Consider the following 22,704-nt stretch of genomic DNA (forward strand, 5'->3'; position numbering starts at 1 on the left):
CCGCCGTACGAAATCTTTATTCAACCGCATTTTTCATTTAATGGCCGATAAAGTGCTCAAGCTTGCATTGTCAGAATTCTATTCATAAAATTAGGGAAAGATGTTTTCTGAGAGGATGGAGCAGATGGGGTATTACGATCAGACACCTAATGGAAGACGGCAGCCGAAACGGGGGCGCACATTTTTAACTGGCCTCGCAGGTGTCCTGGTGGGCGCTTTGATAATATGGCTGCTGTTCAGCGCGCGGCCCGACTTGTTGCCAGGAGGCGATAACAGTCAAGTTTCCCAGCATCAGCAGGAAACGCTCGAGAACTCAGAACGGGGACAGACGGAGCAGCGTTCAGTGGAAGTGACGAACGATGTGACAGAGGCCGTTGAAATAGCGAATGACACGGTAGTCGGTGTGTCGAACCTGCAGGCAGCCTCAGATTTCTTTTCGGATTCATCCAATCAGGAAGTTGGTACAGGCTCGGGAGTCATTTATAAAAATGAAAACGGCTCAGCTTATGTGGTGACGAACCATCATGTGGTAAACGGTGCGACGAACATTGAAGTGACGATGCCGGATGGCGGGAAAAAAGAAGCGAAACTTGTTGGCAGTGATGTTTGGACAGATCTCGCCGTTCTCAGCATGGACAGCGATGGAATCGAAAACGTTGCCCAGTTCGGTGATTCAGATGTGCTGAAACAAGGTGAAACGGTCATCGCCATCGGAAATCCGCTCGGCCTTGATTTCTATGGATCGGTGACGACAGGCGTCGTATCCGGAACGGATCGTGCTGTGCCCGTCGATATCGATGGTGATAATGTGGTCGATTGGGAAGTTGATGTCCTGCAGACGGATGCGGCGATCAACCCGGGGAACAGCGGAGGCGCACTGATCAATATCAGCGGCCAGCTGATCGGCATCAATTCGATGAAGATCAATCCAGCGACCGCGGAAGGCATCGGTTTTGCAATTCCGATCAACACAGCGATCCCGATTATCGAAGCGCTTGAAATCGAAGGCAAAGTGGTGCGTCCCGCGATGGGCATCACCTTGCTGGACTTGAATCAGGTGCCGCAGATGTATCGCGAAGACACGCTCAATTTGCCGGCTGATGTGACTAGCGGCGTCGTGGTCAGCTCAGTTCTACCGAATTCCGGAGCGGGCGAAGCCGGTCTTGAAGAATATGATGTCATTGTCGAGATGGACGGCATCCCGATCGACAGCAGCATTGCATTACGGAAACACCTGTATCAGGAAAAGCAGATCGGTGAAATCCTTCAAGTGAAAGTGTATCGCAACAGGGAACTCCTGGAATTTGAATTCGAGCTTGTGGATAATTCTTCATTGCAATAAGGAGAAGCGACGGCAAAGAGATGCAGCAGCAGCCTTTATCCCGAAGAGCTGGGTCGCCGGAGTCTAGACAATAAAGAAGGGCTGTCCCTAAAATTGGGGACAGCCTCTTTTTCTTTTGTTAAAGAATGCTATAATTCAGATAACTTGATGGAGAGGCGGGGATCTAAATAGGGGAAGAACAATTGGAGATGTGGGAATGTGTGCGGTTGCTGAAAGAACGCTTGCCGGCAGGGCATCCACAGCAGGAGTATTTGAAAAAGGAGTTTCACCGGTACGAAGCCGGCTGGCAAGGCGAAAAGCGTCTGCATGCAAAAATGGCCGAGTTTCATTGGGCGGAGCCGCATGAACTTTTATGGGACATCGGTTTGCAGCTTGGCGACTGGAAAGTGCAGATCGACGGATTGCTGGTGACACCGCGCTGTATTATTATCATCAGTTCGAAGAATATCAGCGGGAAGATCCATTTCGATGCAGCGACAACCGAATTTTACCGATTTAATAATGAAGGTGAAAAAATGGTGCTGGACGATCCTGTGGTGCAGTTGTCCAAACATAAGCGTTTTCTGGAGTTATGGCTGGAAAAGAGAAAAATTGCTCATCCGCCGATTGTTGGAGTGGTCGTTTTCACTCCAAGGCATTGCGAGTTTATTGCGAAGCCGGCTGGCGTGAATATCTGCAAGACGTACCAGGTGGTTGAAACGGTTTATAAAATTCTTGAATCACGGACCACATTGGCTGACTCCCCTAGGCCGAGTAAGATCCGCAAAGTGATCGAAGCGAACATTCACCCGTATGAGCGTCCGCCTCTATGTGAATATTATCGAATCGAACCGCGCGAGTTGATGACAGGTGTGAAATGCGTTGACTGCAGGAAGATAGCAGTTGAGCGGCTGTATAAAATTTGGCGTTGCACGGCATGCGGCCATCGTGACCCGCTGGCGCATAAGCTGGCACTGCAGGAGTATTTCAATTTGGTCAGCCATAAAATAGACAACAAGGAGTTCAGGCGGTTCAGTGGAATTGAATCGAGATATATCGTTTTTCGGATGCTGTCTGAATCCGGTCTGATAACAGAAGGCGCCAGAAAGAATCGCAAATATTTGAAAAAGAAATAAGTAAGCTGCAATAAAACACCTTCCCGGGGGTGTTTTATTTTTATTGAAAACACAAAATCTTATCATTGCGCACATAAAATAGATTCACCGCACACAAATCTCATTCACCGCACATAAAACCGCCATTCACTGCCAAATAATCAACAAAACCGTTCCTATCTGTCGAGTAGACGGTCAATCGGCATCATATTCCACTCAAAAGAGCTCGCATATATCGTTTTAATGTAATTCGGACTCATTTATCACAGGCTTCGGTCTGGAACCCGCTTCGAGCCGGTCTGTAGGAGTGCATCAGAAGGATTATTCCGTCTTTTCCGGTTTTATTAGTAGAGGAGAATGAAGATTTTAGTCGAAATAAATCAAGAGAGAATTTAAAAGAACGGAGGATGAAAATGTTCAGGACGATGGATGATTTCTATGAGGTATGGAAAGAGGAAGCAAAAGGGACGCAGCAGATATTCGATGCATTGACGGACGAATCCCTGCAGCAGAATTTCACGGAAGGCCATCGCAATCTGGGGCGCCTCGCCTGGCATCTGGCAACGACGCTGGAAGAAATGGTCTCGCATACGGGTCTGCAGTTTTCTGGGGCGGATTTCAGCAAGCCGGTTCCGGACAAGGCGGCGGAAATCGCGGAAGCCTACCGTTTCACAAACCAGTCAATGATTACGGCGATGAAAGGGAATTGGACGGATGAAACGCTGAAGCAAGAATATGATATGTACGGTGAAAATTGGAGCGTTGCGACCATTTTGAAAGTCCTGACGCTGCATCAAGTACATCACCGGGCGCAGATGACGGTATTGATGCGCCAGTCAGGATTGAAAGTCCCGGGTCTGTATGGACCGGCAAAAGAAGAATGGGCGGCAATGGGTGCAGAACCGCCGCAAGTATAAATCCAGGTTGACCGCGGAGTAAAATCAGTTCCGCGGTTTTTATTATTTCCATTTTTTCTAACACATCATTTTGTAATGTTATTGTAATATTTGTTAAGAAAATTCATAGTACACAGTTGTATCGTTCGGAAAAGCAGAAAAATGCCATGTGGATAACTTTCCCGTTTAACGGGACGGAGCAGCTATCCACAGCCAAGTGAAAAGTGAATTATACGAATCGCCAAACTTCTGTTACAATGACTTGTGGATAAATGTGAATGAAATGTGCATAACTGTGTGGAATATTCGGAAATCGAAAGGACTGAAAAATATGAAGATTAAATGCTGCAAAACCCACGTGGAACATGGCTTGGACGTATTCGTCGCTGAGACCGAAAGTTATCCTATCCTAACAGAATTATCAGATGATGAAAAGTTATCCACAAAATGCGATTACTGCGAAGAGCAGGCTTTGTATCTTGTGGCCAATTCTTAACTTGGCACAAGATATAGAACTGTCTGTGGATATGTGCATAACAATGGTGGATAACTTGTTTGTAAATTTATTGTAAAGGAGGATATCCTGTGAATATCTCAATCGTCACTGTAGGAAAACTGAAAGAGAAATATCTGAAACTGGGTATCGAAGAATATACAAAACGGTTGGGGAGCTACAGCAAGATTAATGAAATCGAAGTGGCTGACGAAAAAGCGCCGGAGCAATTGAGCGATGCGGACATGGAAATCGTCAAGAAGAAGGAAGGCGATCGCATCCTGGCGAAAATCCCGGCCGACGCCTATGTGATTGCATTGGCGATAGACGGCAAGATGAAGACGTCGGAAGGACTCGCGAAAGACATGGAATCGCTGATGACCTACGGAAAAAGCAAAATCGTCTTCGTCATCGGCGGATCACTGGGGCTGCACGATGAGGTGTTGAAGCGGGCGGATGAGAAACTGTCGTTTTCGAAAATGACGTTTCCGCATCAATTGATGAAGCTGATTCTGGTGGAGCAGGTGTATCGGGCGTTCAGGATAATGAAAAACGAACCTTACCACAAGTAATTGGGGTCTATACTTATAAATAAAGTCCAACTTATACATGATTTGTCCAACTGCCAAAGACAATCCGGTTATTAAACGGAATTCTACTGTTTTCTTTATATCGATAAATCAAATCAATTCAGTTATTGAAACTATTCAAGAGAAACAGGTTTTTATCATCTGGATATGCTAAAATTGAGGTTTGAATTCTTTTTTTAGTTGAATCTATCCTTGGTAAGGCCACTGGGCTTATGAGGATGCCCTAATTAATGAAGCAATTGGACGGATTTACTTTTTTCAAAAATTTATTAGGATGGATTTTTATCAGGGATTTTCTCTTAAGGCGTTTTTATATACGGGGTTAAGAGGAAGTTTGAAACATAGAAGAAGGCGGGACGGAAATTAATGAAAAAAATTGGATTTGATTCGGAGAAATATTTACAGGAACAATCTGCGTACATCCTGGAACGGGTGCAGCAGTACGATAAACTTTACTTGGAATTTGGCGGAAAACTGATAGGCGACAAACATGCCAAGCGTGTCTTGCCCGGATTTGATGAAGATGCCAAAATCAAATTATTGCATACACTGAAAAAAAATGCGGAAATCATCATCTGTGTCTACGCTGGGGACATCGAACGAAACAAAGTCCGTGAAGATTACGGCATCACCTATGACCAGGATGTTTTGCGCTTAATTGATGAATACCGGGCATATGGCATTTCCGTCAACAGTGTCCTGATCACTCGTTACCAGGGGCAGCCAACAGTCAAAGTATTTATGACGAAGCTTGAGAGAAGCGGGATCAACGTCTATATTCACCGCGAAATCGATGGTTATCCGACAAACGTGGACGCGGTCCTTGGGGAAGAAGGATTTGCGACAAATCCTTATATTAAAACGACAAAGCCGATTGTGGTAGTAACAGGCCCTGGCCCAGCCAGCGGAAAGCTTGCCACCTGCCTTAACCAGATGTACCACGAGAATAAACTGGGGAATGAAGTCGGCTATGCCAAGTTCGAGACTTTTCCGGTTTGGAATTTGCCGTTAAAACACCCGGTAAACATCGCTTATGAAGCGGCTACCATCGATTTGAAAGACGTAAATATGATTGACAATTACCATTATGAAGCATATGGCAAAGTTGCGATCAATTACAATCGTGATATTGAGACGTTTCCTGTCATCAAACGGATTATTGAAAGGATTACCGGTAAAGAGTCTGTTTACAGCTCACCGACTGATATGGGGGTTAATCGTCTGAAATCGGGCATCACCGACGATCCGGTCGTGCAGGAAGCTGCCAGGCAGGAAATCATCCGGCGCAGTTTCGTCGTAGAGAACGACTATAAAAAAGGGCTTGCCGATGAAGACAGTGTAAGCCACATGCAAGTGATCCTGGAAGAGACTGGTTTAAAGAAAGAGGATCGGACACCTGTATTGCCGGCCCGTAATTATGCGAAAGCAGTCCAAGCGCAAATTGACAGCACGAATTTACAAGCCGTTATTGCGATAGAACTGCCGAATGGTGAAATGATCACCGGTCGAACGACCACTTTGATGGATGCTTCGGCAGCCGCGATTCTGAATGGATTAAAGAAATTGACCAATATTTCCGATGAAATTAATTTGTTGTCGCCGATGATTTTACAAACGATTCAACGGTTGAAAACCGATGACTTGAATAGCCGCGTCCCGACGCTAAGCGCCAATGAAGTGCTCATTGCACTGGCAATCAGCGCGGTCACCAATCCTACTTCTGAGCTGGCTTATAAGCAATTGCCAAATTTAAAAGACACCCAGGCCCATTCCACGGTTATATTGAATAGAGAAAACGAACAAACCTTTAAGAAGCTTGGAATCGATATCACCAATGATCCGATATATCCAACTGAGAACCTGTATTACAATTAGATTTTAGAAAACACCTGCCTTCTTCTTCTTATATGGAAGTCTGGGGCAGGTGTTCTTCATTTATAGAGTTTGCTGGAAAAGAGAACTGCCGGGAAATGTTCAACACACATTTCCGGGCAGTTCTTTGCTGTTAAAAGTCTTCACTCTTCAAATAACCTCTAACTTCTAAATATCACTCACAATAAGCTCACCAGTCACTGCATCTATCCCGACGATCTGCTGTTTTGTTCCGGCTTGGCGCAGTTTATATTTTAATATTTCCTTGGGTTCGTCCTCATCGTAATTTTTAGACCATTGCAGGAAGGCTTCGACTTGTTCCAAGGCGGACTTGACGTTCGCGAACGGTTGGAGGGACGGAGCTTCATAGGATTGGAGTTCATCCAGGGCCATCCTCGGCGACCATAGGATTTCGATGAATCCGGTGGTTTTGTTTACGCCGATGTAGAAGCGTTCGCCCTCGATTTGTAGCTCCTGATTTGCGTGCAGCGGGAAAGTGAAGAATGCGCAATTTACACCATTAAAGGACGGTTCCTCGATTTGCACTTGCAGATAGGGGATGTACTCTTTGAAATATGTTGCTATAAATGTGCAGGCGATGTCGCGGCAAGCTTCAAATGACAGATCGAGCTCACCCTTGCGCTCCTTGAACCACATGAACTCCTTCAATTTTCCTGAATGCTTATCGATTTTTGCTTTTACCGTATCTTCTGAACGTTCGAGGAGGAGGTTTTCCATTGTTTTATCTTCTGGAGCCTGCCAGTCCCTTTCCCGCCATACGACAACGACTGTATCATCATCCAACCCGACTTCCCGCAGCTTGATCATCTCTTCCGTGACACCGATCACTTCTTCGATCGTTCCCTGTTTATCAGCAGCCGCTGCGTCTGGAAATGGAATGAGTGTGATCGGCTCTTCAGGTTCATGTTCCAAGGCGGGCTGTCCGTTTTCCGCAAGGAATGACTGATAAACAATCGGGCTTTCATAAACCGGGTACAGGCCAGGCGATGGAACCGAATAAATATCGCTCGATAAATATTTCATCGTTAATTTCCATGGGGCTCTCTCCAGCTGCTGTAAAATAGCCTCTGCCCCGGCAAGCCGCGCTGGAAATGCCGGCGGAGTTTTTGTATATCCCTGATACTTAAAGCCGATGATCTCGCCGTATTTGGATACGGTTATTTTTGTGCTATGGCTTGCAAGAGGATAGCCTCCCACAAATTGTCCATATAAAAATCTGGTTGATTCCTCTTCTTGAATAACATCAGCTAACGTTAAATAATCCAGTGCTTCAGCATAATGTGATGTCAGAAACTGTTCTGCAATCGATTGCCGCTGCTCTATTGTGGCGAGAGTTCCATCGGTCGAAGGAAGTCTGGTCAATTCGATCAATTTCGCGTTTTGATCGAGTGTCACGGTAATTTCATCGGCTAATTCGTCTGTCGCCCAGATGAATTTTGCCTGCTCATTTGAATAATCTTCGACAAACAATTGATAGTCGTGTGGGATGGACACAAAAGTCAATGCTGATTTGGCCAGTTGTTCCTTTAACATGTGAATCACTTCTTTCTCTGTAATTGGGATGCTCATCTGCTGTTCAAGCTGTTCCTTTAATTGATTGCGGCCACGGTGCAAATGGATTTTAATGGTATTGATCGGCTTGTCCAGCAGCGAGGCAATTTCCTGGACCGGAAAATCATAAAAATAAAACAATACGAGTGCGGTCTGATAATCTTTTCGAAGTAAAGCCAGCGCTTCATGGACAAATTCATAAGCAGCCGTTTGCCCTTGCTCTGAAGACTGTTGCTGGATGAGTTCGGTTTCCACTACGAGCGTCCGCTTCCGTTGGCGAAGGAATGCATAGCATTGCCGTATTAAAATTTTGAACAGCCATGTAGAGAAATATTTTGCTTCCTTTAATTGATGAATGGACCTATAGGCCTGCAGCAAAGTGTCCTGGACAATGTCTGAGGCATCTTCCTTATTGCCGACATAGGAGTAAGCTTTTGAGAAAAGCTTGGATTTTTCGTTTTCCGCCAGCTGTTCAAATGCTTCTTGCTGACCGTCGATAGCTGCTCTTACTAAGTGTTCCATTTAAAAAACCTCCTATATAGTTAGGGTAACATTCAGAAGAAAAGGTTTCACTGCAGGGTATTTTTTTGAAATAAAAATGGAAATGATAAAATCCGCCTGGAAGGAGTTTCTCCCGACTCCATCGAAATTAGAAAAAGAGCAGATCACCTTAGGGGGAAATTATATGATTGAATTCAGAGAAATAGACCGGCATAATTTTTTGATGTAATTGAGTTGAAGGTCGGGGATGATCAAAAGTCCTTTGTGGCGCCGAACGTCTTTTCACTTGCACAGGCGAAGGCATTTCCGGAATGTATGTGTTTAGCCATCTATCACGAGGATGTGCTGGTCGGGTTTACGATGTACTGCCTGGATTTTGAGGACAAGGAATATTGGATTTACCGCCTGATGATCGATGCGAAATTCCAGTCCAAAGGATTTGGAAAAGCGGCGATGGAACAGTTGATCGACCGCATCAAACAGGACAAAGAGCATAAGGTGGTTTATTTGAGTTTTGAGCCGGAAAACATGTTGGCCAGGCACTTGTATGAAAAGTTGGGATTTGAAGCAGATGGCCGGGTGATTGACGGGGAAGTCGTTTATAAACTGGCATATGATTGAAAAATACAGATAAATTTTTATTTGTGGGAATGCTTCAGCGCAACTATTGCTATACTGAAAGAGCACCAACAGCTGGAAAAAGCGTTGGTTGCTCTTTTTTCATTTATAGCCAGAAAAGGGGTAAATCACATGGCTTTTAAAGAAACTATATCTATCGAGGCGCCTGTAGAAACCGTTTTTGCAGTCGCGACGGATTTTGAATACGCTTCAAAGGTGAGGGATACGGTCGTAAAAGCGGAAAAGATAACAGATGGGCCGATGCAGGCGGGGACTCAGATCAAGGAACTTCGGAATGTCAGAGGCAGAGCCGTCGAAACGATCCTGCATGTCACCGAATTTATTGCTAATCAAAAATATACGGTGAAGAGTGAAAGCGGCGGCATGACCATTGAATATCAGTATGATTTCCTGGCTGAAGAAAATGGCACAACCGTCAATTTCAAAGGGACCATCCGTTCAAAAGGATTGCGGAACATGCTGATCAAGCCATTTTTTGAAAAAATCCTGAAAAAAGAAGATGAGAACCATTTGACGAGTCTGAAGAAATATATTGAGAAGCCGGAGACAGAGGAAATTTCCGATTGAACATGCGCAGTCAGTGGAGTAAAGTTGACTAGAAAATGTATCGGATACGGAGCGTGAACGTGATAAAAAGCATCGTGATTATTGCATTGGCAGTCATTTTAGCGCTCATTGCGCTCCTTATACTCGTATTTCTCCTGTCGCCGAAACCGACAGCCATGCTGGCGTACCGATGGTTTGAAGGCGGCGTTGCCGTAAAACCGAAAAATTATGGAGAAATCGAAGCGCAGGTCCAGATCGAGCGTGATCTTTCCTATGGTTCGGCGTATAAAAAAGGGACATTGGATATCATTGCGCCGAAGAATTTCATCGGCAGGCTTCCGGTGATCTTTTGGGTCCACGGCGGCGCTTTTCTCGGCGGGGACAAATCCGATATTACAGAATATGCAGTGCAGGTGGCGAGCAAAGGCTATATCGTCGTCAATATGAATTACCAATTGGCCCCGGGCGCCAAATACCCGACGCCTCTTCACCAGATGAATGAAGCATATCGGTTCATCGAAAAACAGGCGGAAGTTTACAGCATGGATATGGACCGTTTGTATTTCGCTGGCGATTCGGCCGGTGCACAAATCGTCAGCCAGTTTGTAAACGTTCAAGTGGAAAAGGACTATGCGCAATTGGTCGGGATTGAAGGAATTGTGCCCCCCCGCCAGGATTCTGGGCGCCCTTTTGTTCTGCGGTCCTTACGACGTATCGAAATTCGGGGGGAGCAGCGACAGTTTCCTGATCAATTTCCTGTTCGACCGGGTTGGCTGGGCGTATATCGGGGAGCGGAAATGGGGAAATTCCGAAAAAGTGCGGCAGGCTTCCATGATCGATCATATTTCGCCGGATTTCCCGCCGTCGTTCATTACAGATGGCAATACTGGATCGTTTGAAGAGCAAGGACTTGAGCTGGCGGCTAAATTGAAGGGATACGGTGTCAAAGTCGTGGACGTCTTTTATCCGAAAGAAGAAGCGGAACTTGGACATGAGTATCAATTCATCATGAACACGCCTCAGGCCCGGCAGACGTATGACAAGCTCATTGGATTTTTGAGTGACACCAATTCCAGCAATGAATCATTAAAGGAAAACCGGCTTCAGTCCCTGAACCATTAAGGGAAAGAAGCCGTTTTTTATTGAAGTCCCGCCTGATTCGGAGACTGGAAACAGGGTATGATAGCGATAGAGGCAATAGAGGAGGATTCATGAAGATTGTAGTTTTTGGTGCGACCGGCGGAGTTGGGAAAGAAGTCGTGAAGCAGGCGGCGGAAGATGGTTTTGAAGTGACGGCATTTCTTCGGACGCCCGCCAAGCTCGAGTTTGAACACGCAAATTTGCAGGTCATCCAGGGAGATGCGTTTAATCCGTCTGAAGTGGCGGCGGCGATTGCCGGGCATGATGCCGTTGTATCTTGCCTGGGCTCCAGTAAAGGAATGAAGAAATCCACGGAACTGCAGGACATGACGAAGAATATTGTGGCGGGCATGGAAGCGAACGGGGTCAAACGGATTGTTTATACGGCATCTGCAGGAATTCACAAGGAATTGACCGGTGTCAGCGGAAAATTGATGATGACGATGCTGAAGAATGCGCTGGCCGACCACGGAGCAGCGGTTGAAGAAATCCGGTCACACGGATTGGTCTATACGATTGTGCGGCCGATGGGGTTGACGAACGGCGCCTTTACAGGGAATTACAGAGAAGCCACTGAAGGAGTTCCTGAAAAATCAATGTCCATTCCGCGTGCGGATGTGGCGTATTTTATTGTCAAAGCATTAAAAGATGCCCGGTACGAAAACAGCTCGATCGGTCTGGCGACTTAAATCAGTTCAGTGAATAGACGGGAGGAGACGCAATATGATGACAGAAACGGATCTAAAACATCTGCGCCGCTGTGTGGAACTGGCCGAGACGGCTGTGGCAGGCGGCGACGAGCCATTCGGTTCAGTATTGGTGTCAGCTGAGGGAGAAGTGCTTTTCGAAGATCATAATCACGTGGCGGGCGGCGATCACACCCAGCATCCCGAGTTCGCGATTGCCAGATGGGCAGCGAACAATCTGACGCCTGAAGAAAGAAACCGGACGACCGTTTATACTTCGGGGGAACATTGCCCGATGTGTTCAGCGGCTCACGGAAAGGTCGGCTTAGGGAAAATCATCTATGCGACTTCCTCGGAGCAATTGGCCGGATGGCTCAGTGAACTTGGTGCGGAGCCGGGTCCTGTCTACAATCTGGCCATCGAAGAAGTCATCAGGGATGCGCAGGTGGAAGGTCCGGTTGCCGAACTGGCGGATCAGATCCACGAACTTCACCGGCGATCCTTCGAATCAAAACGCTGAACGGTTTACAGCATTTTTCATCCTGAATGTTGCTATAATGGAAGAGCACCAAAAGCTGAAGAACAGCTTTGGCTGCTCTTTTTTTATTTGCAATACTAGTCAGGGAGTTGGAAATTGAAATGAACAAGAAAGATATAGCCGATATTCGCAAACGATTTAAGCTGGATACCGATTTATTGAAAATCGCTGATATTTATAATGTATATATCCAAAAAGAAAGCAATGAGATCTTTCACGAAGAGAGCCGCTCGTTTTCATTATTGGACCGTGAGCAGCAGGAATTGTTCCTCAATAATTTCAAGAAAGTGCTCGGCGGCAAGCTGGATCAGAAATTATTCGAAGTGAAGTTTCAGCCTCAGGAAGAAGGGCAGGACGACCACACGCAGCACCTGTTATATGAAGGACTTGAAACGGATGATAAGACGCAGTGGCAGGCCCATATGCAGACGCTCGCCTTGAAGATGGTGCAGGAGCGGCCTTATGAAAAAGATATGGTCATCACGTTCATTCACGGAAATTATTTCAAAACGGTAAAGCGCGAAGCTGATGAAACGGAAATCGACATGCGAGACGAAGTGTTCACGACGCCGTTCATCCTCTGCAGCATGAACCAGACGGAACTCCCGAAAAGTTCGCTCGTGTTTGATTTTGCCGAAAAAGAATTCAAGTCGAATCTGATGACCGATCCCGTCATCAAACTGGCGTCGCCGATCGGCGGCTTCCTGTTCCCAAGCTTCACGGACAACGCCGCCGACATCCACCACATCCTGTATGCGGCGGGCAAAGCGAATAAACCGGATTTCCTGTTTATCGAGAATGTCCTGAACGGCAATGAAATCATGACGGCCGAAGAAGACAAAGCGGTGTTTGAAGAAATCGTCAAAGCGGTCATCGGCGAAGAAGTGAATTCGAAAACGCTCGCCAATGTCTATGACGAGATCAATGCGATGCTTGAAGTGGAAGACGAAGAAGACAACGACGAAGAAACGCCTGTCCTCGACACGAAAGAAGTCGAGCGGGTGCTGAAAGCGAGCGGCATGGAAGTCAGCTCGGAAAAAGTGGAGCAGGCATTCCGCCAAGTCGTCCAGGATACCGGCTATGAAATGAAAGCAAGCCATATCGTCCCGAGCTACGCATCCAAATCCATCAAGATCAGCACGAAAGTGGCGGATATCAAGATCAGCCCGCAAGACTTACGTTACGTCAAAGAAGTCAATTACAACGGCAAGCGCTGCATCCTGATCGAAGTGGAAGAAGACACGATGATCGAAGGGTTCAAGCTGCTGGCGGAAGAGGATTTGGAGTAGGGTGAATTCTGGAAGAGATAATGATTATTTAGGGAGAGGTGATCCATTCTGAATAAAATTAAACTTGGTGCCAATCCCGGATTTATCGAAATAAATTTAAGCGATGGAATAGATTGGCAAAATGAAGGAACCATATCCATTCAAAGTGGGAATTATTACATCAAGAGTGCGGAAATCTGGGTGACGCTAGACGAACTTATTACGTTATACGAACAACTACAAAAGGTTTATGAAACGTTGAAAGGTAATATTGAATTTGTTAATTTAGATGGAGCATTGCAATTTACAATTCAGTCCAATTCATTTGGACGAATGAACTGCAAAGGAAGCTTTCAAGAATTTCCGAGCCAGGAAAATAGGTTAGAATTCGAATTTGAAATTGACCAAAGTTATTTACCTGCAACACTTTTAGATCTGAAAAAAATTATCGAACCGTATTATATACAGCAAAAATTTCAAATATAATATTGTATTGAGTTTCATTCACATAAACGTTCCAAAGCCCACAAATGTTGTTAATTCAATGTATGTGGGTTTTTTAGTGGAATCTCGCCTAATTAATATCACCTTTTAAATTCAGCAGAGCCGTCTTTCAGGAAACTTCCCGCCTTCTTAAACGTTTTCATATAAAAGCTGTTTGACGACTGACAAAGCAATGTAATTGAATCTTGGAGTCTTATACTGTTTTATCCTTTGAGGAGTGTGAATAATGGTTAAAAAATTGACACTGGTATTCCTATCTTGGATATTGGTTGGCTGCGCGGGATTAGCTGATTATGAAATCGACTTGGACGATGGATATCATATCGACCGATTATCAGGCCATCAAATAGCTATTTATGGTGAAGAACCCATTAAATCGGATGATGAATCAGTCAGTAATCATTTGTATGTCCCATCTAAAGTGACAGGTGTTTGGCAGAACGACAATTACATTGTCGCTGAACAAATAGTGTTGACAGCTGATGAAGAAGGTTATGGACAACCGCCTGAAAAACCTTCCGGAAACGATTTTCAATACTGGTTAATCGATGTGCACAATCATTCAGTTTTAGGCCCTTTAAATAAACAGGGATTAGAACGCGAAACAGCTAGGCTGGGATTAACAGAAATCATATCCATAACTCCGATTGAAGAATTAAGATAAATAAAGTGAGCTATATAAATTGAACTAAATAATTTTCTCCATATTCAGAAGCGGATTCCAGCGACATATTTATCAGGATTTTTTAATTCCGTACGTAAAGAGGAAAATTATACGATGAAAATTCATCAAATATGAAGTCCCTGCATCAATGAGCATTACTCACTGATGCAGGGACTTTCCCCTACTGCAATAAAATTCTTGCCGAGCGGTCGTCTGCATAATGGATGTGTCCTTTAAAGCGGCCGATCCCTTCGATGTCAATGGCGTTCTCCGATCCGGCCGGCAATTGGGCGACATGGACTTCGAGAGAGGTTATATCTTTAAACCCGGGGTCAAATCGGGTCAGCACCGGCCCTTTGATAAAGTATTCCGCTGAGCCGATGCGGATTTTCAGGAAATGCTTATGCAGCACCTGGCCGTCCTGTATGACGATGTTCATCGGATCGAAACCGGCGGCTTGCATCGCACCGGTAATTGTCAACCAGATGCCGGGCTGAGCGGCGAACGATTGAAAGGCTTCCGTTTTTTGTCGCTTGATCGTCTGGATGATGCGCGTAATTTCTTCTTTATTGTTTCCATCCGCAATGATCACAGGGGTGTAATCCGTATAATGCGTTTTGAAGAAATGATAGAGGCTGAGTTCTGAGTGCATGAAATCCTCTTGCCAACGGGATGGAAGGCCTTCGAGCAGCAGGCACAGGAAAAGTCCGGAACTAGAGCAGCTTTTGCGGATGTGGAGATGGGAATCTTCTGCGTCTAGAAGCATGTCGGCATAAGCCTGCCGCGCTGTTTTGCTGTGGCTGACATCCTGCAGCGCCTGATATTCCACGAAAAATGCCGGCCCCTCGATCGTTTCAACGCGGTTTTCGTAGTCGACGATGTCAGGGTACAGGCGGATCCGTTCGTCGCGCAGCGTGATGAATCCGTTGATAAGTTGATGGCGTATACCTTTTGAACGTTCGTTAACAGCGTCATGAAGCATCTGCCGTTCCTGGATACGCAATTGGATAAACCGGAAATCAGCCGGAAACGAGGGACCGACCGCTTCGTCCGGAAAACGGCTTTCGCTGAGCTCATGCTGATAGGCGTGAAACGATTCATGGACGATGAGGGAGTAGATCTCTTCGAAATTATCGAAATAGCGGATGTCGACGATGGCTGTCGGGACCCCTTCAAATGAGATGGATGTACAGGAAATGAACCGGTTGTCTGCAGGGAAAACGATATAGGCATTGCCATTGCATTTCGGATGTCTGAACAGATAGACTCTGTTCTCATCATAGATGGCGAAGGCCTTGCCTTGGAATCCATCCCAATATTTTCTAAAGTCCATGGAAGGCAATAAAGCTGACATTTTTTCTGCAAGTTCCTGCATGGCAGATCCCCCTTTGCTTTCTTTACCTATTTGACGCGTAACCGTGTTTCTCCTTGTTTTGACAGGAAGATGCATGAACTGAGCAGTTGCTGTTGGTCATTTCAGGTTTTTATTGCCAAAAATATGCTACATTATACAAAATGGCATTTGGAAGAACTTTGTACTCGACAGGAGATAAGACGATGAAGGACATCATTCAACAGAAACTAATGGAAATCGAAGAAAGATATGGGGTCAAAATTTTATATGCGGTGGAATCCGGAAGCCGGGCATGGGGGTTTCCTTCCAAAGACAGTGATTACGATGTGCGTTTCATATATGTGGAGCAGCCGCGCTGGTATCTGTCGATCGATCCGCAGGGAATCGGGCCGAAACGGGATGTCATCGAAGAACCGACCAATGACCTGCTCGACATCAGTGGCTGGGAAATCACGAAAGCACTGCGTCTTTTCAGAAAAAACAATCCGCCTTTATTGGAGTGGCTGAGAAGTGAGATTGTGTATTACCAGAAATATGCGTTTGTCGATAATATGCGCTCATTGGAATCGGATGTATTTTATCCGAATTCGATGCTCTACCATTATTTGAACATGGCGAAAAAGAATTACCGCGAGTATCTGCAGGGGCCGGAAGTGAAGATCAAAAAGTATTTTTATGTCCTGCGGCCGGTAATGGCATGTCGGTGGATCGAAAAGTACAACGAGACGCCGCCGATCAGTTTCCATGAATTGCTGGAAGATATCATTCCGGAAGGTCCATTGAAGGATGAGATCAACCAGCTCCTGAAACGAAAACTTGCCGGCGATGAGTTCGATCTTGAACCGCGTATCGGTGTGATCAATGAGTTTGTGGAAGATGAGATGGAACGCCTCAAAGAATATGCAAAAACGCTTTCTGTGAAAGCCGAAGATCCAACCCAGCTTCTCGACAGCTTGTTCAGAGCTACATTGGATGAAGTCTGGAAGACCAGTTGAACATTATGTGCAAACGAAAACTGCCCATTTACTGTAAAATCAGTAAGCGGGCGGTTTTTTTATCGTTCTCTGCTCATCCGGCAGAACGGTACTGCTTTGTCCGGAGTTTTTCTGAAAGAGTAGGATTTTTCTTGATATAGACGATAATTGAAATTTTTTTGCTGTTTCCGATATAAAATTGTTGACGAATCACGGGAAAGGGAATAAGATTTAAACATAAGTTATTTATTGAAACAAATGTTTAAAATAATAAAAATGTCATTATCAGGAAAAGGTGAAAAAAATGCCTGAAAAACTCAATGATAACGAACAAGCGGTTTTGGAAAGAATCCGCAAAGATCCTTATATATCACAACAAGATCTGGCGGTGGAAGTCGGTTTGTCCCGTCCTTCGGTTGCCAACATCATTTCAGGATTGATCCGAAAAGGTTATATCCTTGGCAGAGCTTACGTGCTGAATGAGTCAGAGCCGGTGATCTGTATTGGCGGAGCAAACGTCGATCAGAAGTTTTACATCAAAAACAAAGCACAGCTGGGAACATCGAATCCCGTCAATGTCAGCCAGACAGTCGGTGGAGTGGCCCGCAATATTGCAGAAAACCTTGGACGCCTCGGCATGGACGTTTCGCTGATCTCAGCAAGCGGCGCCGACAAGGACTGGACGGTCATCGAAGAAGCTTCCGAACGTTACATGAAGCTTGAAGGTGTGACGCAGTTTCCGGGAAGTGCAACCGGTTCGTATACCGCTGTGCTCGACACGGAAGGCGAAATGGTGATCGCCCTTGCCAATATGGAAATCTACGACGCCATCACGCCGGAATTCCTGCAGCAGTACGAGAATTTACTCAGCCGGGCAATAAGCATCGTCGTCGATCTGAACTGTCCGAAAGAATCTGTCCATTATTTATGTGAGACAGCCAGGAAATACGGTGTACCGATTATCCTCATTCCGGTTTCCGGACCGAAAATGGAACGGCTGCCGGAACAATTGGAAGGCGTCACGTGGCTCATCACAAACCGGGACGAATCGGAAGCTTATTTGCAGCGGGAAATCCTGGATGAGGCGGACTGGCGCGAAGCAGTGGAAGAATGGCTGGCGCGCGGAGTGGAAAACGTGGTCATCACAAACGGTAAAGAAGGATCCATGATCGGCAATAAAACCGAAGGGATCTTCCATATTCCGGCGTATGTAACGGAGGAAGTGGCAGACGTAACAGGTGCGGGAGACGCATTTTCATCGGCCGTCGTCTATTCATGGCTGGAAGGGAAATCTTTGATCGATATTGCAAAAGCCGGCAGCGTGAATGCTGTCAAAACGCTTCAGTCGCCTTACACGGTAAGACAGGATCTGTCAGCAGAACAACTACTAAAAAACTTGGAGGAATTAGCATGAAACAATATATCGTATTATCCGAAGAAGTACGCACAGCAAAAGAACAGGGCAAGCCGATCGTCGCGCTTGAATCGACGATCATCTCACACGGCATGCCGTATCCGCAAAACGTAGAAACTGCCCGTGCAGTAGAAGAAATCATCCGTGAAAACGGTGCAGTGCCGGCAACAATTGCATTGATCGACGGCAAGATCAAAATCGGCCTGACACACGATGAACTTGAAATGTTCGGCAAGAGCACCGATGTCGCAAAAGTATCAAGACGCGATCTGGCATACTTGCTGGCAACGAAAAAAATGGGCGCAACAACAGTCGCTGCAACTATGATCTGCGCAGAACTTGCGGACATCCAGATTTTCGTAACAGGCGGCATCGGCGGCGTTCACCGTGGTGCGGAAACAACAATGGATATCTCTGCAGACCTTGAAGAACTGGCTCAAACAAACGTGGCCGTTATCTGTGCAGGCGCGAAATCCATCCTGGATCTTGGCTTGACGATGGAATACCTGGAAACAAAAGGAGTGCCGGTCATCGGTTACCAAACAGATGTACTTCCAGCGTTCTTCACGCGTACAAGTGAATTCGCTCTGCAGATCAACGCGAAAGATACAGATGAAATCGCTGCAACACTGAAAGCGAAATGGGATTTGAACTTAAAAGGCGGAGCAGTCATTGCGAACCCGATTCCGGAAGAGCACGCGATGGATGAGGAATTCATCAACGGCATCATCGAATCTGCACTGAAAGAAGCGGCAGAAAACAACATCGCCGGCAAAGATGTAACACCGTTCATGCTTGGCAAAGTAAAAGAATTGACTGAAGGCAAGAGCCTGGATGCCAATATCGCGCTTGTAAAACACAACGCGGTGATCGGCTCGAAAATTGCCGTAAGCTTTAATGGAATGAAATAAATAAACGTATGCGGATACGCCTCATCAGGCGTATCCGTTATTTTTTTGAAAAATATTTAGTTTTAATTTCCAGTAAATCTCAAAAATATACATATTTCTAGTGAAAATTATGCTACATTATAAGAAAATATCTGTAAGTGGATAATTTGAATTATAAAATTATACAATTCTTCCTTGGAAATTGTCAGCGCACGGTTTTTCTAAGGGATGATTATCGGAAATCATTGATTCGGCTTACACAAATGAGGGTCTTGAATTTGCATTCAACATTAACTGTATATATTACGCTGATTTGTATGTCGAGTGTGTTTATCATTTATCTTGGTTTCCAGGTTTTGATGAAGCGCCACCATTATTCGAACATCGCAAACTATTTTGCTGTTTACACGGCCGCCATTGCCATCTATTGTATAGCGTCCGCTTTGGGCCTGACTTCGGTGACGCTGGAGCAGATGAAACTTTGGACCATTGTCCAGTATATCGGGATGCCCATATCTTCACCGCTGGGTTTATTGTTCATCATGAAATACTTGGGGATTAAGGTGACGAAGAAAAGGATTGCTGCACTCCTTGCGCTTCCGGTCATTACGTTCCTGATGGTTTTGACGAACGACTGGCATCATCTCCATTATCATGTATTCACAGTGGATCCGGATCTGGGACTTCCATACATATATCAGGAAATCGGTCCCTGGTATGCGGTCCACGGCATTTATATTTTCGGCTGCATGTTCATCGCGTTGCTGCTGATGATCTCCCAGTGGAAAGAAACGGCGAGGGCCTACCGTTCACAATTGATCGCGCTGATGCTCGGTCAACTGGTGCCGATGGTGACGGCTTTCCTCTATTTAATCGGGATGACGCCGCCTGGAGTCGATCCGGTGCCGATGGTGCTGTGGATCACGTCGCTCCTGTATCTCTGGGCCATCAGTTCATCCAGCCTGTTCGCCATCATGCCCGTTGCGAAAAATGCCATATTCAACAGCATCAATGATGGTGTCATCGTGCTGGACGGTACCAAACGCCTGATTGATTTCAATGAAGCGGCGAGAAAAAACTTTCCCAACCTGAATAAATCCTTGTTCGGGACATCCATCCTGGAGTTTTGGGAAGATTATTTTGTGCTGGATCTGGAACATGCCACAGAAGCCAAAGAAGTGAAGATGGCTGTCAGCGGAATGGAGAAAGTCTACCAGGTCCGCGTTACTCTCCTGGATGAGTCGAAAGGGTCGCTGCTTATCTTCACGGATGTGACGGAACTCAAAAAATTGCAGACGCAATTAGAGAACCAGGCTTATTATGATGAGCTGACCGGTATTCATAACCGCCGCGCTTTCATGCAGCAATGTGAAAAAGAATTGGCGGAAGCGAAGAAAGAAGGCGTGCCGTTTTCCGTCATGCTGCTGGATATCGATCATTTCAAAAAGGTCAATGACACATATGGGCATCACACGGGCGACGAACTGCTCGTCCACATTACCAAAGTTTGCCGGACACAATTGGAGGCCCCCCATTTATTTGCCCGCTATGGCGGGGAGGAATTCGTCCTGGCACTGAAAGGGATGCCGGTCTCCGAAGCGGAGAAATTGGGTAACCGCATGCGCGCGCAGCTGATGAATCTGCCGCTGAAGACGGTCCAAGGCAAGATTGCGGTGACGATGAGCATAGGAATTACAGAAGGAACAGATAAAAGTCTGCATCAATTGCTCCACGAAGCAGACACGGCCTTATACGCGGCAAAAGAATCCGGGCGTAATCAGGTACGGGTGGTCGAAGCCTCTAAAGAAAAGGCGAAATGAGTTTTTTTCATGTTCACCATAAAATAGGTAGCTTTTCTTTATTGCCAGCTGAAAATGGTATATAATTATCTGTTAGAAGTAGAACTATTTACTTTATGGCAAGTCGCGATAGATTTTACGAAAAACTGAGGCAAAAAAGTGAGTACCGGAAGTCCTGCTTGAGATCGACCCGGGGCAGGGTGGCCGGCATTTTTTTGCAAATATATGGGATAAGGAAGGGTATAATGAGCAGCGTACCGAAAAAAACAGATGTCATCTTAATCGGAGCCGGTGTAATGAGCGCGACATTGGGAGCAATGTTGAAAGAAGTGGCGCCGGACTGGGAAATCAAAGTATTTGAGAAGCTCGAGAAAGCCGGAGCGGAAAGCTCCAATGAGTGGAATAATGCAGGTACAGGACACGCGGCGTTATGCGAGTTGAACTATACACCGCAGAAAGCTGACGGTTCGGTCGAGATTGACAAAGCGATCAAGATCAACGAACAATTCCACATGTCACGCCAATTCTGGTCATTCCTTGTGAACAATAAACGCATCGCCAACCCGCAGGACTTCATCATGCCGATTCCGCATTTGAGCATGGTGCAGGGCGCAGACAACGTGAACTTCCTGAAAAAACGTTTCGATGCATTGACGCAAGTGCCTTTATTCAACGGCATGGAATTTACGGATTCTGCTGACAAGCTGAAAGAATGGATGCCGTTGATCATGGAAGGACGCACTTCCACTGATCCGATTGCGGCAACGAAGATCGACACGGGAACGGACGTCAACTTTGGCGCATTGACTCAAATGCTTTTCAAACACCTTCAGCAGGAAAACGTCGAAGTGAATTACGAACACACCGTCAAGAACATCAAACGTTTGAGCGACGGCACGTGGGAAGTTAAAGTCCACGACTTGAAAAACGACAAAATCGAATACCATACGTCCAAGTTCGTCTTTATCGGCGGCGGTGGCGGAAGTCTGCCTCTATTGCAGAAAACCGGTATTCCGGAATCCAAGCACATCGGCGGATTCCCGGTAAGCGGCCTCTTCCTGGTCTGCAACGACCCGGAACTCGTCAACCAGCATCACGGGAAAGTCTACGGCAAAGCGAAAGTCGGCGCACCGCCGATGTCCGTGCCGCATTTGGACACACGCTATATCGACAATAAAAAATCGTTATTGTTCGGACCATTTGCAGGATTCTCACCGAAATTCCTCAAAACCGGATCGAATATGGACCTGATCGGATCTGTGAAGCCGAATAACGTGTTCACGATGCTTGCAGCTGGAGCGAAAGAAATGGGCTTGACGAAATATCTTGTTCAGCAGGTATTGCTGTCTGATGAAAAACGCATCGACGAATTGCGTGAATTCATCCCGACTGCAAAACTGGAAGACTGGGATGTAGTCGTAGCCGGCCAGCGCGTCCAGGTCATCAAAGACACAGAAGAAAAAGGTAAAGGCACACTTCAATTCGGTACGGAAATCGTAACCGCTGAAGATGGCTCGATTGCCGCCCTTCTTGGGGCATCTCCCGGTGCATCGACAGCCGTGCACGCGATGCTCGAAATCTTCAACAAGTGCTTCCCTGAATACAAAGAAGCATGGGCACCAAAAATCCGTGAAATGGTTCCGTCCTACGGCGTTTCATTGGCGGACAACCCGGAATTGTTCAAGGAAATCCACGAACTGACCGACAAAGCGCTCGGTTTGAATGAAACGGCTCTTTCCACAGCTGCAATAGCTGACGCTGATGACAAATCAGTGAAAGAACGAGTGTAAAAAGTTAAAAGAAAGCCCTGAAAGTCGGGCTTTCTTTTTTTTGATTGGTTATGTGCGGGAGAGCGGGGTTTATGTGCGGAAGATGGGATTTGTGTGCGGTGAGCAGAATTTATGTGCGGAAGATGGGATTTATGTGCG

General features: G+C 46.0%; 22 protein-coding genes. 20 read left to right on the plus strand and 2 right to left on the minus strand.

Annotated elements, in window-relative coordinates; all coding sequences use genetic code 11:
* Positions 1-124: 124 nt before the first annotated feature.
* The 6 genes from IQ294_RS07245 to IQ294_RS07270 all read left to right on the plus strand — a co-directional run bounded on the left by IQ294_RS07245 (position 125) and on the right by IQ294_RS07270 (position 6,290).
* Positions 125-1,342 (plus strand): S1C family serine protease, encoded by a 1,218-nt coding sequence (locus tag IQ294_RS07245; RefSeq protein WP_203333373.1) that lies wholly within the window; start codon positions 125-127, stop codon positions 1,340-1,342.
* A 188-nt stretch (positions 1,343-1,530) separates the two neighbouring features.
* On the plus strand, positions 1,531-2,457 hold the full coding sequence (locus tag IQ294_RS07250) for a nuclease-related domain-containing protein (RefSeq protein WP_238942739.1): 927 nt from the start codon (positions 1,531-1,533) through the stop codon (positions 2,455-2,457).
* Positions 2,458-2,849: 392 nt separating this feature from the next.
* A complete protein-coding gene (locus IQ294_RS07255) occupies positions 2,850-3,353 on the plus strand; it encodes a DinB family protein (protein WP_203333375.1) in 504 nt (167 codons plus the stop codon).
* A gap of 310 nt (positions 3,354-3,663) precedes the next feature.
* Entirely contained in the window at positions 3,664-3,828 is a 165-nt protein-coding gene (locus IQ294_RS07260) for a CxxH/CxxC protein (protein WP_203333376.1), read from the plus strand.
* Between the two features lie 89 nt (positions 3,829-3,917).
* Positions 3,918-4,397, plus strand: a complete 480-nt coding sequence (gene rlmH, locus IQ294_RS07265; protein WP_203333377.1) for a 23S rRNA (pseudouridine(1915)-N(3))-methyltransferase RlmH — start codon at positions 3,918-3,920, stop codon at positions 4,395-4,397.
* Between the two features lie 384 nt (positions 4,398-4,781).
* On the plus strand, positions 4,782-6,290 hold the full coding sequence (locus IQ294_RS07270; RefSeq protein ID WP_203333378.1) for a DUF1846 domain-containing protein: 1,509 nt from the start codon (positions 4,782-4,784) through the stop codon (positions 6,288-6,290).
* A gap of 165 nt (positions 6,291-6,455) precedes the next feature.
* Here the strand turns inward: IQ294_RS07270 and IQ294_RS07275 are convergent, their stop codons facing one another.
* Entirely contained in the window at positions 6,456-8,381 is a 1,926-nt protein-coding gene (locus tag IQ294_RS07275; RefSeq protein WP_203333379.1) for a sigma-70 family RNA polymerase sigma factor, read from the minus strand.
* Positions 8,382-8,594: 213 nt separating this feature from the next.
* Between IQ294_RS07275 and IQ294_RS07280 the strand changes: the two genes are divergently transcribed.
* The 9 genes from IQ294_RS07280 to IQ294_RS07315 all read left to right on the plus strand — a co-directional run bounded on the left by IQ294_RS07280 (position 8,595) and on the right by IQ294_RS07315 (position 14,345).
* The gene (locus tag IQ294_RS07280; RefSeq protein WP_238942706.1) at positions 8,595-8,981 is read left to right on the plus strand and encodes a GNAT family N-acetyltransferase; all 387 of its coding nucleotides are present in this window, start codon (positions 8,595-8,597) and stop codon (positions 8,979-8,981) included.
* Positions 8,982-9,110: 129 nt separating this feature from the next.
* A complete protein-coding gene (locus tag IQ294_RS07285) occupies positions 9,111-9,566 on the plus strand; it encodes an SRPBCC family protein (RefSeq protein ID WP_203333380.1) in 456 nt (151 codons plus the stop codon).
* 59 nt (positions 9,567-9,625) lie between these two features.
* Positions 9,626-10,444, plus strand: a complete 819-nt coding sequence (locus IQ294_RS07290; RefSeq protein WP_203333381.1) for an alpha/beta hydrolase fold domain-containing protein — start codon at positions 9,626-9,628, stop codon at positions 10,442-10,444.
* Positions 10,377-10,667 (plus strand): alpha/beta hydrolase family protein, encoded by a 291-nt coding sequence (locus IQ294_RS07295; protein WP_203333382.1) that lies wholly within the window; start codon positions 10,377-10,379, stop codon positions 10,665-10,667. The genes IQ294_RS07290 and IQ294_RS07295 overlap by 68 nt, the downstream gene beginning before the upstream one ends.
* An 89-nt stretch (positions 10,668-10,756) precedes the next feature.
* The gene (locus IQ294_RS07300) at positions 10,757-11,374 is read left to right on the plus strand and encodes an NAD(P)-dependent oxidoreductase (RefSeq protein ID WP_203333383.1); all 618 of its coding nucleotides are present in this window, start codon (positions 10,757-10,759) and stop codon (positions 11,372-11,374) included.
* Positions 11,375-11,408: 34 nt separating this feature from the next.
* Positions 11,409-11,891, plus strand: a complete 483-nt coding sequence (locus IQ294_RS07305) for a nucleoside deaminase (protein ID WP_203333384.1) — start codon at positions 11,409-11,411, stop codon at positions 11,889-11,891.
* Between the two features lie 119 nt (positions 11,892-12,010).
* Positions 12,011-13,198, plus strand: a complete 1,188-nt coding sequence (locus IQ294_RS07310; protein ID WP_203333385.1) for a DUF4317 domain-containing protein — start codon at positions 12,011-12,013, stop codon at positions 13,196-13,198.
* A gap of 138 nt (positions 13,199-13,336) precedes the next feature.
* Positions 13,337-13,663: a WapI family immunity protein gene (locus IQ294_RS16490; protein ID WP_432419953.1), complete on the plus strand. Its 327-nt coding sequence runs from the start codon at positions 13,337-13,339 to the stop codon at positions 13,661-13,663.
* A gap of 244 nt (positions 13,664-13,907) precedes the next feature.
* Positions 13,908-14,345, plus strand: coding sequence for a DUF3997 domain-containing protein (locus IQ294_RS07315; RefSeq protein WP_203333386.1), 438 nt, complete (start codon positions 13,908-13,910; stop codon positions 14,343-14,345).
* 181 nt (positions 14,346-14,526) lie between these two features.
* Here IQ294_RS07315 and IQ294_RS07320 read toward each other — a convergent pair whose 3' ends face one another.
* A complete protein-coding gene (locus IQ294_RS07320; protein WP_203333387.1) occupies positions 14,527-15,720 on the minus strand; it encodes a hypothetical protein in 1,194 nt (397 codons plus the stop codon).
* A 182-nt stretch (positions 15,721-15,902) separates the two neighbouring features.
* Here IQ294_RS07320 and IQ294_RS07325 point away from each other — a divergent pair, with 182 nt between their 5' ends.
* The 5 genes from IQ294_RS07325 (at position 15,903) to IQ294_RS07345 (ending at position 22,566) form a co-directional block, all read left to right on the plus strand.
* On the plus strand, positions 15,903-16,694 hold the full coding sequence (locus IQ294_RS07325; protein ID WP_203333388.1) for a nucleotidyltransferase domain-containing protein: 792 nt from the start codon (positions 15,903-15,905) through the stop codon (positions 16,692-16,694).
* A 274-nt stretch (positions 16,695-16,968) separates the two neighbouring features.
* Entirely contained in the window at positions 16,969-18,087 is a 1,119-nt protein-coding gene (locus IQ294_RS07330) for a carbohydrate kinase (RefSeq protein WP_432419951.1), read from the plus strand.
* Positions 18,084-18,998, plus strand: a complete 915-nt coding sequence (locus tag IQ294_RS07335; RefSeq protein WP_203333390.1) for a pseudouridine-5'-phosphate glycosidase — start codon at positions 18,084-18,086, stop codon at positions 18,996-18,998. The genes IQ294_RS07330 and IQ294_RS07335 overlap by 4 nt, the downstream gene beginning before the upstream one ends.
* A 257-nt stretch (positions 18,999-19,255) precedes the next feature.
* The gene (locus IQ294_RS07340) at positions 19,256-20,797 is read left to right on the plus strand and encodes a histidine kinase N-terminal 7TM domain-containing diguanylate cyclase (RefSeq protein ID WP_203333391.1); all 1,542 of its coding nucleotides are present in this window, start codon (positions 19,256-19,258) and stop codon (positions 20,795-20,797) included.
* A gap of 224 nt (positions 20,798-21,021) precedes the next feature.
* A complete protein-coding gene (locus tag IQ294_RS07345) occupies positions 21,022-22,566 on the plus strand; it encodes a malate:quinone oxidoreductase (RefSeq protein WP_203333392.1) in 1,545 nt (514 codons plus the stop codon).
* The last annotated feature ends 138 nt before the right edge of the window (positions 22,567-22,704 follow it).

Origin of the sequence: Planococcus beigongshangi (genome assembly GCF_016820495.1) — a bacterium.
Taxonomy (GTDB): Bacteria; Bacillota; Bacilli; order Bacillales_A; family Planococcaceae; genus Planococcus; species Planococcus beigongshangi.

Coding starts and splice junctions, on each gene's coding strand:
- IQ294_RS07270 (WP_203333378.1), top strand. CDS start 4,782: ATGAAAAAAATTGGATTTGATTCGGAGAAATATTTACAGGAACAATCT.
- IQ294_RS07320 (WP_203333387.1), bottom strand. CDS start 15,720: ATGCAGGAACTTGCAGAAAAAATGTCAGCTTTATTGCCTTCCATGGAC.
- IQ294_RS07325 (WP_203333388.1), top strand. CDS start 15,903: ATGAAGGACATCATTCAACAGAAACTAATGGAAATCGAAGAAAGATAT.
- IQ294_RS07285 (WP_203333380.1), top strand. CDS start 9,111: ATGGCTTTTAAAGAAACTATATCTATCGAGGCGCCTGTAGAAACCGTT.
- IQ294_RS07250 (WP_238942739.1), top strand. CDS start 1,531: ATGTGGGAATGTGTGCGGTTGCTGAAAGAACGCTTGCCGGCAGGGCAT.
- IQ294_RS07305 (WP_203333384.1), top strand. CDS start 11,409: ATGATGACAGAAACGGATCTAAAACATCTGCGCCGCTGTGTGGAACTG.
- IQ294_RS07260 (WP_203333376.1), top strand. CDS start 3,664: ATGAAGATTAAATGCTGCAAAACCCACGTGGAACATGGCTTGGACGTA.
- IQ294_RS07345 (WP_203333392.1), top strand. CDS start 21,022: ATGAGCAGCGTACCGAAAAAAACAGATGTCATCTTAATCGGAGCCGGT.
- IQ294_RS07275 (WP_203333379.1), bottom strand. CDS start 8,381: ATGGAACACTTAGTAAGAGCAGCTATCGACGGTCAGCAAGAAGCATTT.
- IQ294_RS07315 (WP_203333386.1), top strand. CDS start 13,908: ATGGTTAAAAAATTGACACTGGTATTCCTATCTTGGATATTGGTTGGC.
- IQ294_RS07300 (WP_203333383.1), top strand. CDS start 10,757: ATGAAGATTGTAGTTTTTGGTGCGACCGGCGGAGTTGGGAAAGAAGTC.
- IQ294_RS07310 (WP_203333385.1), top strand. CDS start 12,011: ATGAACAAGAAAGATATAGCCGATATTCGCAAACGATTTAAGCTGGAT.
- IQ294_RS07335 (WP_203333390.1), top strand. CDS start 18,084: ATGAAACAATATATCGTATTATCCGAAGAAGTACGCACAGCAAAAGAA.
- IQ294_RS07295 (WP_203333382.1), top strand. CDS start 10,377: ATGATCGATCATATTTCGCCGGATTTCCCGCCGTCGTTCATTACAGAT.
- IQ294_RS07245 (WP_203333373.1), top strand. CDS start 125: ATGGGGTATTACGATCAGACACCTAATGGAAGACGGCAGCCGAAACGG.
- IQ294_RS07255 (WP_203333375.1), top strand. CDS start 2,850: ATGTTCAGGACGATGGATGATTTCTATGAGGTATGGAAAGAGGAAGCA.